Genomic DNA, 14,295 nt, shown 5'->3' with positions numbered 1-14,295 from the left:
GACGCCCTAGGATGGCCTCCAAGACGGGGGAACTGGCCCCCGTTTCAGGAGCAGAGGAGACCATCCCATGAGCCCCGTTTCCACCACATTCCATACACCGAAACTCACGCGACTCGTGACCCTGTTCTCCGCGATCCTCGTCGCGGGTTCCTTGGCATTGCCAACAGCCGCGTCCGCCGGCGGACGCGGCTGGGACTCTCACCGTGACGCGGACCGCTGGGACTCACCTCCGCCGCGTCACTTCAGGCATCACCACCGCCGGCACCACCATCACAACCATCGGCGGACCTATATCTACGACTACGGCTACCGGCCTAGAGTGGTCTACAAGGAACGCTGGCCGCGCCGCCACCGCCGCGATGGAGTCACGATCATCTATCGCGACTATTGACCCGGTGCCATCGGTCGCGCGCCATGGGCAGGCGCCCGACCGATCGACAGACCCGGAACATCCGCGCGCATCTACACCGCGACACGCCCGGACTGTGCTAGATTCCCGCAGACCGTCACAGGCACGGGAGCCGATTCGACATGCAATTGTCTACGTTCATTCTGGCCGCCTTGCTGCTCTGCATGGCGCCGCCGACCACCTGGGCCGGCTCCGGACAGGGCCGACAGATGTCGCCCGACCGAGCCGGCGAAATCGCGCGCAGCCAGACCGGAGGCCGCGTGCTGGCCGTCCAGTCGGCCGACGGGGGCTACCGGGTGAAGGTCCTGACCCCCGACGGCCAGGTGCGCTACGTCTTCGTCCCCAACCGCTGAGCAGGCGGCCGCCTCGCGTGCAGCCCTGCCCGCTATCACCAACAGACACCAACGCATGCGCATCCTGATCATCGAGGACGAGCCCGAGCTCCGTCGACAGATCGCCGCCCGACTCTCGCAGGACGATTGCGCGGTCGAGGGCACCGGCGACGGCCAGGAAGGTCTCTATCTCGCGAGCGAATACGCCTTCGACGCCGCCATCATCGATCTCGGCCTGCCCGGTCTTTCCGGACTCGATATTATCCGCCGGCTGCGTGCCAAGGAGAGCCTCCTGCCGATCCTCATTCTCACCGCGCGCGACCGTTGGGAGGACAAGGTCGAGGGGTTGGAGGCCGGCGCCGACGACTATCTGGCCAAGCCCTTCCACCAAGAGGAACTGCTCGCGCGGCTCCGGGCGCTGATCCGGCGCGCCGCTGGCACCGCCTCGCAGGAACTGCACCTGGGCCCCATGCGACTGGACCTGACCGCCCAGAAGGTCTGGATGCGGGATCGACCCATCGAGATCACCGCCTATGAATACCGTCTACTCGAACAATTGGCCGCCAGCCGGGGCAAGGTGCTCTCCAAGCAGGATCTCGCCGACCGTCTCTATCCGCATGACGAGGATCGCGAGAGCAACGTGATCGAGGTGCTGGTCGGGCGTCTGCGCCGCAAGCTCGACCCGGACGGTTCGCTCAATCCGATCGAGACGCTACGCGGACGCGGCTACCGCCTGACCCTGGGCGACGACGCCGGCAAGGACCCGGCTGGATGATGTCGCTGCGCACCCGCGTCGCGCTCTCCGGCGCCGTGGTGCTGACCGTCTTTGTGCTGCTCACCAGCCTGGCGCTGGAACGCGCAGTTCGCGATACCGTCCTCTCGGCGCGGGAAGAACGGCTACAGGCCCAGGTCTTCCTGCTGATGGCGGCCGGCGAGGAGGAGCCCGGCGGACTGGTCTTCCCCAAGGCGCTCGCCGAACCGCGTCTCAACCTGCCCGACTCGGGCCTCTATGCCAAGGTGCTGAACGCGCTGGGCGATCCCATCTGGCAATCGCCGTCCGCCATCGGCGCCGATTGCCCCACGCCGCTCCCACTCGCACCCGGTCGGCGCCGTTTCGAACGTCTCTCGGGATCCGACGGAAGCACCTATCTGATGTTGGCGTTCGGCGTCACCTGGGCGACAGGACCGACCCCGCAGGACTACACCTTCGTGGTCGCCGAGGACACCGCCGCCTTCCATGCCGAGGTGGGCCAGTTCCGCGCCAGTCTCGCTGTCTGGCTGGGCAGCATGTCGGTCCTGATGCTGGTGATCCTGGTCGCCATCCTGCGCTGGGGACTCAAACCGCTGCGCCGGGTAGCGGAGGAGGTGGCGGTGATCGAGTCCGGCAAACAGACCCAGATCCAGGGGCGCTATCCGGCCGAGATCCGCGCGCTCACTGGAAACCTGAACGCCCTGCTCGCCCATGAGCGGGCGCGTCAACGGCGTCTCGACAACACATTGGGCGATCTCGCCCACAGTCTCAAGACACCCCTCGCCGTGATGCGCGGCGCGCTCGAAGAGGGGCAGGTGCCCTCGCCCACCGGAAAGACGCTCCAAGAGCAGCTCGGACGCATGGGACACATCGTCGAATACCAGTTACAGCGTGCCCGGACCGGCGGACAGCAGGCCGCGACACTAGCGCCGCCGGTCCCGATACGACGCACCGCCGAGCGGCTCGTCGCCACACTGAACAAGGTCTATCGCGACTCGGGAATCCAGGTGACGCTTGAGATGGATCAGGGCATCCAGTTCCTGGGCGTCGAGGGCGACCTGTTGGAGATGCTCGGCAATCTGCTCGAAAACGCCTTCAAGTGGGGCAAACGGCGCATCCGGGTCGGGGGAACCAGGTCGCGCGGCAGACTGCTGCTCGTCGTTGAGGACGACGGCCCTGGCATCCCGCCCGAGCAGGCATCGCGCCTACTCGAACGTGGCGCACGCGCGGACGAGGCGACCCCAGGACACGGCATCGGACTCGCCGTGGTGCGCGAGATCAGCGATGCCTACGGGGGCCGGCTGCAGGTCGACCGCAGTCCACTTGGCGGTGCCCGATTCAGACTGGATCTGCCCGCCTAATCGGGCACGCCCGGATTCGTCGACCACCAGACCCGTAGGGTGCGGTGAGGAACGCACCGCACCGATCGCGAATGATGCGATTCGCGACGCTCATCGCATCCTACAACATGTCGCACCGCCTCAATCGAACCCGCGCGGATTCATGGACTGCCAGCGCCAGGTGTCGGCGACCATGGCGTCGATGCCGTATTCGGCCTGCCAGCCCAGTTCCTCGCGGGCGCGCTCGGGATCGGCATAGCAGGTAGCGATGTCCCCGGCGCGGCGTTCGACGATGCGATAGGGAATGGGGCGCTCGCTGGCCCGCTCGAAGGCGGCAACCATCTCCAAGACGCTGTAGCCCTGTCCGGTGCCCAGATTGTGGGTCATGACGCCAGGTCCGCCCTGGAGTCGGCGCAGTGCCGCGAGATGACCGCGCGCCAGGTCGACGACATGGATGTAGTCGCGCACCCCGGTGCCGTCCGGGGTCGGATAGTCGTTACCGAAGACGCGCAGTTCGGGCAGCTTGCCGACCGCGACCTGGGCGATATAGGGCATGAGGTTGTTGGGGATCCCGTTCGGATCCTCGCCGATCAGCCCGCTCGGATGGGCGCCGACCGGATTGAAATAGCGCAATAGCGAGACGCTCCAGTGCGGATCCGAGATCCAGAGATCGCGCAGGATCTCCTCGATGAAGAGCTTGGAACGACCGTAGGGATTGGTCGCCGAGAGCGGAAAATCCTCGCGGATGGGAACGCTCGCCGGATCGCCGTAGACGGTGGCGGAGGAGCTGAAGACGATCCGCTTCACCCCGGCGGCGGCCATCGCCTCGCACAGACGCAGGGTACCGCCGATATTGTTGTCGTAGTACTCCAGCGGTTTCTGCACCGATTCGCCGACAGCCTTGAGCCCGGCGAAATGGATCACGGCATCGAAGTCGTGCGAGCCGAAGATGGCGTCCAGGGCGGCCCGGTCGCGCAGATCGGCCCGAATGAAGCCGAGCGGACGCCCGGCGATGCTCTGGACCCGGCGCAGCGCCTCTTGCTTGCTGTTGCTGAGATTGTCGACGACGACCACCTCCATGCCCGCCGCCAGCAACTCCACGCAGGTATGGCTGCCGATATAGCCGGCCCCGCCCGTGACCAAGACACGCATCCGAGTTTTCTCCTCCCAGGATTTCGACGGACGTCAGTCTATCCGAATCAGGCCGTCGGAACGGAGCCGGATCGCCCCTCGATCTTGAGCAGCACGCGCAACCGGCGCAGACGGTCGGGCTCCAGGGAATCGGCGAAGAGCGGCACCGCCCGTCGCCCCCAACGGCCGATGCGGAAGTTCAGCACCACCAGAGGCAGACTGACGAAGGTCGAGGGCAGCAGTGTCGCCGAACGCCGTTCGCCCGACTTGAGGGTCAACGCCCAGGCACCGTCCGAGCGCCATTCCAGGGTCTGAATCGACCAAGGCGCCCAGCCGGCGAGATGGACGGCATGGACATGGATGGCACCGAGAAGGATCAGGCTCAGGAGCGGCAGACGCCAGAGACCGATCGGCAGGAACAGCACGACGGCCGCAGCCGTCGCATGGATCGAGACCGCATAGAGCAGCAGACGCCTGGATCGACGCGGTCGCAGCACCAGCGGGGGGCGATCGCGGTGCGCCCCCATCCGAACTCAACCGCCTGGAGCAGGCGCTCGCACGACGTCGAGGATGTGATCGACCAGATCCTGCAACGCCTCATCCGAGGCCGGTGCGCGAGACATGAACCAGTCGCTCAGACGCTGATCCTGCTCGCCGAGCAGACGCTGGAAGGTCTCGCGACGGCCCTCGTCCAGATCGGCGTAGCCCAGATCGAGAAATCGGCTCAAGAGATGATCCAGCTCCAGCATGCCGCGCCGACACTGCCAGCGCAACCGTCTGAGCTCGGACGCCGCGTCTTGGGAAGACGGTTCCATAGCGAGCGTCACAGCCCCTTGTCGAGCATGAGTTCCTTGATATGCCCGATCGCGCGGGTCGGGTTCAGCCCCTTGGGACAGACCTCGACGCAGTTCATGATGCTGTGGCAACGGAACAGCTTGTAAGGCCCCTCCAGCGCGTCGAGACGCTCCTCGGTCGCCTGGTCGCGACTGTCGGCGAGGAAACGCCAGGACTGCAGCAGCGCGGCAGGACCGTGGAACTTCTCGGGGTTCCACCAGAAGGAGGGACAGGCGGTGGAGCAGCAGCCGCAGAGGATGCACTCGTAGAGTCCGTCGAGCTTGTCGCGATCGGCCGGCGACTGCAGGATCTCCTGCTCGGGCGCCGGATCGTGACGCACCAGGTAAGGTTTGACCGCCCGGTATTGCTCGTAGAACTGGCTCATATCCACGACCAGATCGCGGATCACCGGACGTCCGGGCAACGGACGCACCACGATCGGCTGCTTCAGATCGGAGATGGCCGTGACGCAGGCCAGCACGTTGCGACCGTTGGCATTCACCGCATCCGAGCCGCACACGCCCTCACCGCAGGAGTGGCGGAAACTGAAGGACTCGTCCTGCTTCTTCACCTCCAGCAGGACGTCGCGCAACATCATGCCCTGGAAGGTCTTGACCTCATAATCCTGCATCCGAGGCTTCTTGTCGGTGTCAGGATTGTAGCGATAGACGCTGATTCTCATCGTCGATACCCCGTGGGGCACGCACCGCGCGCCCTCTTGCTCAAACCTTGAAGGGTACGCGCCCGGCGTACCCCACGAACCTCAATACACCCGTTCCTTCGGCGGGAAGGATTCGACGGTGAGTGGCTTGGTACGCACCGGCTTGTAGTCCATGCGGTCGCCGTCCTTCGAATAGAGGCTGTGCTTGAGCCAGGCCTGGTCGTCGCGATCGGGATAGTCCGGACGGGAGTGAGCCCCGCGGCTCTCCTGACGATGCAACGCCGAGACCGCGATCGACAGACCCACATCCATCATGTTCTCGAGTTCGAGCGCCTCGATCCGAGCGGTGTTGAAAACCTTGGAGTGATCGGACAGACGCACCTCGGGAAGACGCTCGCGCAACTCGCACAGACGCTCGAAGCCTTCCTGCATCACCTCTTCGGTGCGGAAGACGCCGGCATGGTCCTCCATGCACTTGCGGAAGTCGGCGCGCATCTGGGCAACCGTAACGCCATCGTCCTTTTGATCCCAGCGGGTGAGACGGCCCATCGCCTGGTCCAGGCTGGCCGAGTCGACGGTACGCTGGTAGGGATTCTCGCGCACGAAGTCGATGATGTCCTTACCGGCGAGACGCCCGAACACCAGGATGTCGAGCAGCGAGTTGCCGCCGAGCCGGTTGGCGCCGTGCACCGAGGCGCAGGCGCACTCGCCGGCGGCGTAGAGACCGGCCACGACCTCTTCCGAGCCCTGCCCCGCCGGCATGGCGACGCGGCCGAAGCGGTCGGTCGGAATGCCGCCCATGGCGTAGTGGGCCGTCGGGAACACCGGAATCGGTTCGACCACCGGATCGACCCCGGCGAAGATCTTGCTCGACTCGCGGATGCCCGGCAGTCGCTTGGAGATGACCGACTCGCCCAGATGGTCGAGCTTGAGCATCACGTAGTCGCCATTCTCGCCGCAGCCGCGTCCCTCCTTGACCTCGGTGACGATGGCGCGCGAGACCACGTCGCGGCTCGCCAGATCCTTGGCGCGCGGGGCATAGCGCTCCATGAAGCGCTCGCCATCCTTATTGACGAGATAGCCGCCCTCGCCGCGCGTACCCTCGGTGATCAGCATGCCCTTGCCGGCGATGCCGGTCGGATGGAACTGGAAGAACTCCATATCCATCAGCGGGACGCCGGCGCGCAGGGCCATGGCCATACCGTCGCCGGTGTTGATGTGGGCGTTCGAGGTGGTGCGGAACACCTGGCCGCAGCCGCCGGTGGCGAGCAGAGTCGCCTTGGACTCGATCAGCAGCGGCTCGCCGGTCTCGATCTCGAGCACCAGGGCGCCGCAGATGACGCCCTCGGCGTCGCGCACCAGGTCGAGCGCGAAGAACTCGTCGAAGAAATGGGTCCGGGCGCGGATGTTCTGCTGGTAGAGGGTGTGCAGGATCGCGTGTCCGGTGCGGTCGGCCGCCGCGCAGGTGCGGGCCGCCTGGTCGCCGCCGAAGTTCTGGCTCTGACCGCCGAAGGCGCGCTGATAGATCTTGCCGTTGTCCAGACGCGAGAAGGGCACGCCGGCGTGCTCCAACTCATAGACGGTCGGGATGGCCTCGCGGCACATGAATTCGATGGCGTCCTGATCGCCCAGATAGTCCGAACCCTTGACGGTGTCGAACATATGCCAGTGCCAGGAGTCCGGCATCACGTTGGCCAGGGCCGCGTTGACGCCGCCCTGAGCGGCGACCGTATGCGAACGGGTGGGAAACACCTTGGAGACGACGGCGACGCGCAGATCGGCGCTCGCCAACTGCAGCGCGGCGTTCAGACCCGCGCCGCCGGCCCCGATGATGAGAGCATCGAAATGGCGTGTTGGAAGACTCATGCGAAACCTAACCTCCGATACCAGCGGTGACGATCGCCTTGATGGCCCAGAGTCCGGAGGCGAAGAAGATAAAGCCGAACAACATCAGCAGCCCCATACGCAGGCCGAGCACATGCACATAGTCGATCAGCACGTCGCGGATACCGACCCAGGCATGGGCGATCAGCACGGGGACGAAGAGAAGCAGGCCGATGGCGACCGGCGCCTGACGCAGCCAGGCGACGAACTCGGCATGATCGGCGGGGGCATCGAAGGTGAAGTGCAGGATCAGATAGAGCACGAAGAAGGCGAGATAGACCGCCGTGGCGCGCTGAACGAGCCAGGCCATGAGGCCGGATGCCTGACGACTCATGAGATCACCCCCAGAACGAGCAGCAACAGGGACGAGACCAGGCCCGCAACCAAAACGGTCGCGGCGGTGCTTCGAGCGACCGGACGATCCAGACCGACACCGATGTCCAGGACCAGATGACGGATGCCCGCCAGCAGGTGATGCATCAGACTCCAGACGAGCCCGACCAGGAACAGCCCGACCCACCAGGAATCGAGCAGGCCGGCAGCGGACTCGAAGCCTTGCTGGCCGGACGCGGCCAAGTGCAGCAGGATGGCGGCGAAGGGGATGGTCAGGACCATCAGGACTCCACTAGCGCGGTGGAGGATGGAGACGAGACCTGGAAGCGGCAGCTTGATGCGCCACAGTTCCAGGAAAACGGGTCTGGATGTTTGCATTCTCGGACCTTTGGTGAAACGCGGGACACATGGCCAACGCATGCTCGGAGAGAGGCGTGCTCACCCTAACGCTGGCGCAATCCCAGGATGTTCCGCGATGGAGATTCGAAACCTCTATCCCGACGTCGGTCTCGGCCAAGCCAAGGCCTATTGTGCAGCGCGCCAGAATATAGGTATTTTCCTGTGGGTATCAATTGAATTTATCAAAGATAAAACCCGACTTTTTTACATACGAATAAAGGAACGCCCTGAATCGCCTCTCGAAACGCGTATTCACATGGCGTCAGGGACGCGATTCCGAGACGTCCCTGCCCCGCGCGCCTTGACCGATCGAGGCAGCAAAAAGGCCAGCGCCCCGAGCACCAGGGTATTGCCGAGCAGAAAGAGATGGAGATTCACGGCACCGGCCAGGGCCAGCTTGGGATCGATACCGAGCGGCACCAGGGCCGCAACCGCCGCCACTTCGTAGCTGCCGCTGCCGGCGATACCGTGGAAGGGCAGCACGCTGGACAGTTCCGCCCCCATGACGCCGGTGAGCAAGCGCCAGAGATCGACCGGCAGGAAGAAGCGCAACACGCTGGTGAAGGCGGCGAACTTGAGCGTCCAGATGAGCCCCGTCCAACAATAGACCCGGACGATCAGCCAGGGCCGACGCGGCACGGCGAGCAGCACCCGGCGCGCCACCTCGCGCACCTTGCCCGCGCCGGACAGGAAGCCGAGAGACGCCAACCCGTGCAGACGGGGCATGACCGCGAGCCCGGCCACCCAGAGCACGGCGGCGGCCCACCAGATCCAGGAGGGATGGCTCAGGTTCAGGATGAGCAGCGCCAGCAGGACGAGGAAGTGCAGGTCCAGTAGCCGGATCCACATGAGCGCCGCAGCCGAGTCCAGGAAGCCTTCACCGAAATAGCGGCGCATCAGCCAGGGGAAGACCATCTCACCGGTGCGCATGGGCATGAGATTGTTGGCCGTGTTGTGAAGCACGGACAGCCTCAGCACCACCGCGAAGGCGCCGCTGAAGCGTGGTCGGAAATAGTCATGCACCCGCACCGCCCGCAACGCATAGCTCGCCGAGGTGAGCATGAACAGCCAGAGGAGCAGAACCGGCGGAAAGGTGCGCCAGGGGGCGAGCAGATCGGCCCAACCGACGCTGTAATGGACGGCCGCCACCAGCGCGGCCAGCAAGGCCGCGCCGAGCGCCCAGTCGCGCGGTCGTCCCAAACGCAGCGGACCGGACGCCGGAACGGAGGAATCGGACTCGATGCTCATCTGCGCCTCTTGCGTTTCGGTGGATAGACGGGCGGCTCGCCCGCAGGACGGGTCTTGAAGCGACGATGGACCCAGAAATACTGCTCGGGCATGGTCTGGATGCGCGCCTCGATGGCCGCGTTCATACGTGCGGTATCCGCCAGCGGATCCCCCTGCGGAAAGTCCTCAAGCGGCGGATCGAAGATGAGCTCGAGCCCCCTGCCCCACGGCAGGAAGCGGGCGAACGTGGGGATGACCGCAGCCCCCGTCATGCCGGCGAAACGACCCAGCATCGGGACGGTGGATGCCTGAACGCCGCAGAATGGCACGAAGACGCCGCGCCGTCCGCCGTCCTGATCGGGCAGATAGAAGAAGGGCGTTCCCTTCTTCATCTCGCGGATCAGGCTGCGAAGATCGTCCTGGCGCTCGACCGAAACGCTTCCGTACTGCTGACGCGCGCGCTTGACCTGATGGTCGACCACCGGATTGCGGATCTTCTGGTACATGTAGACCCCGGAGTGGACCAGCGCCGTGAAGGCGGCACCGCCCAGTTCCAGCCCGACGAAGTGCGGCACCAGGACGATCACCGGGCGCCCCTCGGCGATGCAGGCGTCGATGAAGTCACGATTGCGGATCCGAACCAACCGCGACAGACGTCGACGCGAGGCGCCCCAAACCGCCCCCTGGATGAAGGCGGCCACGCCGAGCCAGCCGAAGTGGGCGCGCAGGATGCGCTCGCGCCGCTTGGAATCCAGCTCGGGCAGACAGAGCTCCAGATTGCGCCGCGCCACTAGGCGGCGCGATCCGGCGAGCAGATAGCCGAGCCGCCCGAATAGGCTCCCTAGCGCCCAGAGGACGGGAAAGGGCAGCCGCCCGATCGCATAGACGAAGGCGACCCCGATCCAGCTGGGCCAGTGCCGGGGATGCAGCAGGGCACGTCGAATGTTAGGAATGGATTCAGTTCTCGAATTTGAAGAAGATGTCGGCACCCTGACTCTCACCGGTCTCGGTTTGAAGCTCGATATGACGTGTCAGGTCGTAGCGCAGCTTGACTTTGCTCGCCTCGTCGCCGAGCGCACTCTCGTATTCCATATAGATCTTGGGCGCGACATAGGTGCCGACGGCCAACCCGGCATTCGCAGCACTATCGTTGTTCGAGGGCGGGATGCCAGTCATCAGATACTTGGTGATCTCGGCCTGGGTCATATCCGGATCGCTCTCGGAGAAGAAGGCCAGCTTGGGATTTCTCAGCGTCCCCAAGACCCGCACCCCGGCGGTCGTATCGCCACCCTGGCGCTCGGCCTGAAGCAGCAGGCCGGGATTGTCGATCGCGCTCTTGGCATAGATCAAGCGGCCTTGCGTGATATTCAGCGGCGCACCCAGCTCAGCCGCCAAACCGAAGCCGCCCGACAAACGGTATTCGCCCTCGGTGATCTGGAGCTGTCCGTCGCCCAGCATCTCAGCTCCGGGGGATTGGGAGACCCGAAGATTGCCCGCGAGCCGGCCACGCACCCCGAAGGCGTCGATGGTGACGTCCTTGCCCAGCACGAGCCCGACGTCGAGATCCACCGGATAGGCTGGCTCCTGCGTGCGCTCCTCCATCACAACATCGGGCGAAGACGACAGGGTTCCGGCCGGAACCGAGCGGGGCCGGATCCGCGCCTCGGGCACCCGGACCTGGCCTCGGACGCTCGCACCATCCGGGCCGGCCTTCAACTCGAACTCGGGGGAAACCAGGACGTAATACTCCTTGGTATTGGCCACCTTGAGTTTTTTGCCGCTGATCTTGAGCCCGACCTCCGGACCATTCGCGCCCAAACGGGTCTCGCCGTTCAGATCGAGCCGTCCGCCACCGACCAAGCCACCGCCGCTCAGATCCATGCGGTCCATGGACGGAGCCACAGCCGCCAGATTCAGATCTTTCACCGCCAGCCCGATCAGCGGCACCTCGAAGGCGACCTGACGCACATCCGCCCGCCCCTTCACGCCCGGCCGCGCGACCGTGCCACCCAGTGCGAGATTGGCCGAAATCGAGCCGGTCAGACCCGAGATGTCGGGAAACAGATTGGCGATACGATCGAGCCCGCGCATGTCCGCCTTCAGACGTCCCTGTAAGCGCTGGCCTGGGGCGGCAGGATCCTGGAAGCGCCAGCCCGGCAGATCCAAATCGCCATCCGCGCCACCCAGGTCGCCGAGCGGCAGGACCAGACGGGCGGAGAGCCCCTGGGCGCTGGTATTCAGGGTCAGGCGCGTTCCCGAGAAATCCAGCGTCTCGCGCCGCCCCTGCCCCAGGGCGACCGCAAGCCCCCCCTCGGGGATCTCGAAACTGGCCTTGCCGGTCAGGATGGCACCATCGGCCTGAAAACGCCCGCTCAGGCGCGCCCCGCCACTCGGATCCAGACCGTCGGGCAGGAAGCCCTCCAGCAACTCGAAATCCAGCCTGTTCAGATTCAGGTCCGCGAGCCACTTGCCGGGGGCGGACTGATCGAAGCTCGCGCAACCGCCCGAGCCGCGATCATGGCGCAAACAGAGTGGGCCGACCTGAATCTTTGCCTGATCGATCGCGAAGGGCGCCGCCCGCTCCAGGCGCCAGTGCCCCAGATCCTCGGGCGTCAGATCCAGCGTAGACAGACGTCCGCGATAGGCACCGTTCTCGGCCAGGCCGCCCGACGCCTCCAACTTGAGCGAGAGCGGAAGGCCATCGAGCGTGGCGGAGAGTCGGTGATCGGGCATGGAGCCCGATCCGCGCAAAGTCAGGGCGTCCCAGCGCAGACCGCCCGCGAACAGATCCTTGCCGTCCAGGGCCACCTCGAAGCGTCCGGGTTCGGTCAGGTCCAGATCGGCCTTTCCGGTCAGACTGGCCAGCCCCTGCGTGCCGAGTGCGGCGTCCTTGGCCTTCAGATCCAAGAGGATGCGCGGCGTCTCCAGCGGCCCCGTGACCGTCCCCTTGGCCGCCAGGCTTCCCTTGGCGTCGGGCAGCAGATTGGAGAGGTCGGGCGAGTCGAGATCGAAGGCCAGATCCAGTGCGGTATCGATAGTGCCCTGGAGCTTGACCTTGCTGCTTCCCGACTCGGCATTGAGATCCCGGATACGGGTCGAGCCCTCCGCCATGCTGACCGTACCCGAAGCGGCGACCGGATAGCCGCGTAGCCGCCCCTTGAGTTCCTCGATGACCGCGACCAGATCCGGCCCCGCATCCTCAAGCGAACCCTTCGTCGTCAGCCGACCCTCGATGCTGCCAGGCCAGTCCGGCGCATAGCGTCCCGGATCGATCCCGGCGAGCCGGATGGCCGCATCCCAGGTCACCTTGGGATCGAAGGTCGCCTTGGCCGTGCCGTCGATCCGCCCCCCGAGCACGTCCAGACGCAGCGTCTCGAGCGCCGTTTGGGTGAGATCCCCGGTCCCCGCGAGCGCCAGCTTGGCCGGCGGCAATCCGGGGCCGACACTGGTCGCGGTCAGATCGTAATCGAAGCCCTTGAGCCCGCCCTTGCTCGACAGGGCGAGCGCGATCCGATCGTCCAGACCCTCGACAAAGGCGCCGGGGTCCAGACCCTTGCCGTCGAGCGTCAGGTTCCAGGCCAGTTCGGGCGACCAGCTCAACTCGCCATCGCCCTCGATCCGCCCGCGCAGGGTATCCAGCCCCAGTGCGGCGATGCGGGTCCCGTCGAGGGTTCCGCTGCCCCGCAGGGCCAGTTTCGAGGCCGGAATGCTCGGACCCTCGACCTGGGTCGAAAGGCTGTAGTCGTAGGCATCGAAATCGCCTGATGCCTTCAGCGCGCCTTGTGCCGACTGGGCGAGCAGATCCCCGCTCAACGGCCAGCGCAGATGCGCCCAGGTCGCCTCCAGTGCGAAGGCACCCGGATCGGTCGCGAGATCGAGATGGCCCTTGGCGTCCAGGACCGCCTTGGAGATCTCCTCGGTCAGATCCAGTCGTCGAATATCCAGCCGCTTGTCTTTCCACAGCAAATCGAGCGTCGCGGCCAGATGTCCGAAATCGGGCAGGTCCGGCGCCCTGGCATCCAGCGAGCCGGTGACGGATGCCTGGTTCAGATCGCCGCGCGTCTCCAGGTCCGCCTTGGTCTCGACCGCCGGGAGGCCCTCGTCGAAGGCCGGCAGATCGACCCGGGCAAGCTGGATCTGGGCGTCCCAGCTCGGGGCGGACAGCAGATCCCGGACCTCGGCCTCCAGATCCGCCTCGGCCGAGCCGGTCAACCGATGCCGAACCTCCAACCGCTTCAGATCGCCTTCGAGATGGGCGACACCGCTGAGACGGGCCTTGGGCGGAAGCCGCAGCTCCCAGTCCAGATCGACACCGAGCGGATACTGACGGACCAGATCGGCCCGTCCATGGAGACGCGCACTGACCTCAGGCTCGGACATCCGCGCCTCAAGCGTCACGACCTCCAGCGCGCTGCCGTCCAGATTCGCGGCCAGCGCAGCCCGGTCCAGCACCATGAAGGGCTCGGCGGTTCCCTTGTCGAAGAGCCTGAATCGCTCCAGCGAGGCCTCGCCGATCGCAACGCGCAGCGGCAGCGCGATCTCGGGCAGGCTGAAGGGGGTATCGTCCGTGTCCGAGCTCGGCCCGAGGGCCAGATCCAGTCCGCGCACCGAGAGCCGCTCGACCGCCACCAAACCGTCGAACAGCGCCGAAGGCGACCAGTCGAGGTCCAGGGCATCGAGCGATACATCCAACGTCGGCAGGGTCAGCCTGAAATCCCGCACACTCAATGGCCCGAGCAGCCGACCATCCAACTGTCCGACGCTGAAGACACCGGGAAGCAGCGCTTCCGCCGTCTGCACGGCGAAACGCAACCCAGTCTGGGTTCCCAATACGGCTGAAACCGGAATCAGGATGAGCAACAGAAGCGCGAGGAAGACACCGAGCAGAATGCGCGGCAACCGGCGCCGCCGGGCTGGGGGCGCGGGCGTCTGCTCCGCCGCGCGATCCGGCGGCGTCTCGGGGCTCTCCGATACCTTGTCCAAATCCGTCATCT

Annotated in this window: 14 protein-coding genes; 4 read left to right on the top strand and 10 right to left on the bottom strand. The window is 65.7% G+C overall.

The window, feature by feature from the left end; genetic code table 11:
• The first annotated feature begins 67 nt into the window (after positions 1–67).
• The 4 genes from ACFSJC_RS07920 to ACFSJC_RS07905 all read left to right on the top strand — a co-directional run bounded on the left by ACFSJC_RS07920 (position 68) and on the right by ACFSJC_RS07905 (position 2,853).
• Positions 68–391, top strand: coding sequence for a hypothetical protein (locus ACFSJC_RS07920; RefSeq protein ID WP_386025466.1), 324 nt, complete (start codon positions 68–70; stop codon positions 389–391).
• A 140-nt stretch (positions 392–531) separates the two neighbouring features.
• Positions 532–762, top strand: a complete 231-nt coding sequence (locus ACFSJC_RS07915) for a PepSY domain-containing protein (RefSeq protein ID WP_386025464.1) — start codon at positions 532–534, stop codon at positions 760–762.
• A 55-nt stretch (positions 763–817) separates the two neighbouring features.
• Positions 818–1,516 carry a response regulator gene (locus ACFSJC_RS07910; RefSeq protein ID WP_386025462.1) on the top strand — a complete coding sequence of 233 codons (699 nt, stop codon included), beginning with the start codon at positions 818–820 and terminating at the stop codon, positions 1,514–1,516.
• Positions 1,513–2,853: an ATP-binding protein gene (locus ACFSJC_RS07905; RefSeq protein WP_386025460.1), complete on the top strand. Its 1,341-nt coding sequence runs from the start codon at positions 1,513–1,515 to the stop codon at positions 2,851–2,853. The genes ACFSJC_RS07910 and ACFSJC_RS07905 overlap by 4 nt, the downstream gene beginning before the upstream one ends.
• Before the next feature lie 120 nt (positions 2,854–2,973).
• Here the strand turns inward: ACFSJC_RS07905 and galE are convergent, their stop codons facing one another.
• From galE to ACFSJC_RS07855, 10 genes are all read right to left on the bottom strand, one after another.
• Positions 2,974–3,984 carry a UDP-glucose 4-epimerase GalE gene (gene galE / locus ACFSJC_RS07900; RefSeq protein WP_386025459.1) on the bottom strand — a complete coding sequence of 337 codons (1,011 nt, stop codon included), beginning with the start codon at positions 3,982–3,984 and terminating at the stop codon, positions 2,974–2,976.
• A 47-nt stretch (positions 3,985–4,031) separates the two neighbouring features.
• Positions 4,032–4,490: a protein YgfX gene (locus tag ACFSJC_RS07895; protein WP_386025457.1), complete on the bottom strand. Its 459-nt coding sequence runs from the start codon at positions 4,488–4,490 to the stop codon at positions 4,032–4,034.
• A 6-nt stretch (positions 4,491–4,496) separates the two neighbouring features.
• Positions 4,497–4,778 carry an FAD assembly factor SdhE gene (locus tag ACFSJC_RS07890; protein ID WP_386025455.1) on the bottom strand — a complete coding sequence of 94 codons (282 nt, stop codon included), beginning with the start codon at positions 4,776–4,778 and terminating at the stop codon, positions 4,497–4,499.
• A gap of 8 nt (positions 4,779–4,786) precedes the next feature.
• Complete coding sequence (locus tag ACFSJC_RS07885; protein ID WP_386025453.1) at positions 4,787–5,479, bottom strand: succinate dehydrogenase iron-sulfur subunit; 693 nt, start codon at positions 5,477–5,479, stop codon at positions 4,787–4,789.
• An 81-nt stretch (positions 5,480–5,560) separates the two neighbouring features.
• On the bottom strand, positions 5,561–7,324 hold the full coding sequence (gene sdhA / locus ACFSJC_RS07880) for a succinate dehydrogenase flavoprotein subunit (protein ID WP_386025451.1): 1,764 nt from the start codon (positions 7,322–7,324) through the stop codon (positions 5,561–5,563).
• A 7-nt stretch (positions 7,325–7,331) separates the two neighbouring features.
• A complete protein-coding gene (gene sdhD / locus ACFSJC_RS07875; protein ID WP_386025448.1) occupies positions 7,332–7,676 on the bottom strand; it encodes a succinate dehydrogenase, hydrophobic membrane anchor protein in 345 nt (114 codons plus the stop codon).
• Positions 7,673–8,053 (bottom strand): succinate dehydrogenase, cytochrome b556 subunit, encoded by a 381-nt coding sequence (gene sdhC / locus ACFSJC_RS07870; RefSeq protein WP_386025447.1) that lies wholly within the window; start codon positions 8,051–8,053, stop codon positions 7,673–7,675. The genes sdhD and sdhC overlap by 4 nt, the downstream gene beginning before the upstream one ends.
• Before the next feature lie 273 nt (positions 8,054–8,326).
• A complete protein-coding gene (locus ACFSJC_RS07865; protein WP_386025445.1) occupies positions 8,327–9,322 on the bottom strand; it encodes a lysylphosphatidylglycerol synthase transmembrane domain-containing protein in 996 nt (331 codons plus the stop codon).
• Complete coding sequence (locus ACFSJC_RS07860) at positions 9,319–10,290, bottom strand: lysophospholipid acyltransferase family protein (protein ID WP_386025443.1); 972 nt, start codon at positions 10,288–10,290, stop codon at positions 9,319–9,321. Before ACFSJC_RS07860 ends, ACFSJC_RS07865 begins: the two co-directional genes overlap by 4 nt.
• Positions 10,259–14,293: a translocation/assembly module TamB domain-containing protein gene (locus ACFSJC_RS07855; RefSeq protein ID WP_386025441.1), complete on the bottom strand. Its 4,035-nt coding sequence runs from the start codon at positions 14,291–14,293 to the stop codon at positions 10,259–10,261. Before ACFSJC_RS07855 ends, ACFSJC_RS07860 begins: the two co-directional genes overlap by 32 nt.
• Between the last annotated feature and the right edge of the window lie 2 nt (positions 14,294–14,295).

The organism is Thiorhodococcus fuscus (genome assembly GCF_042682685.1).
Classification (GTDB): domain Bacteria; phylum Pseudomonadota; class Gammaproteobacteria; order Chromatiales; family Chromatiaceae; genus Imhoffiella; species Imhoffiella fuscus.
This window is presented reverse-complemented; position numbering and strand designations above follow the sequence as displayed.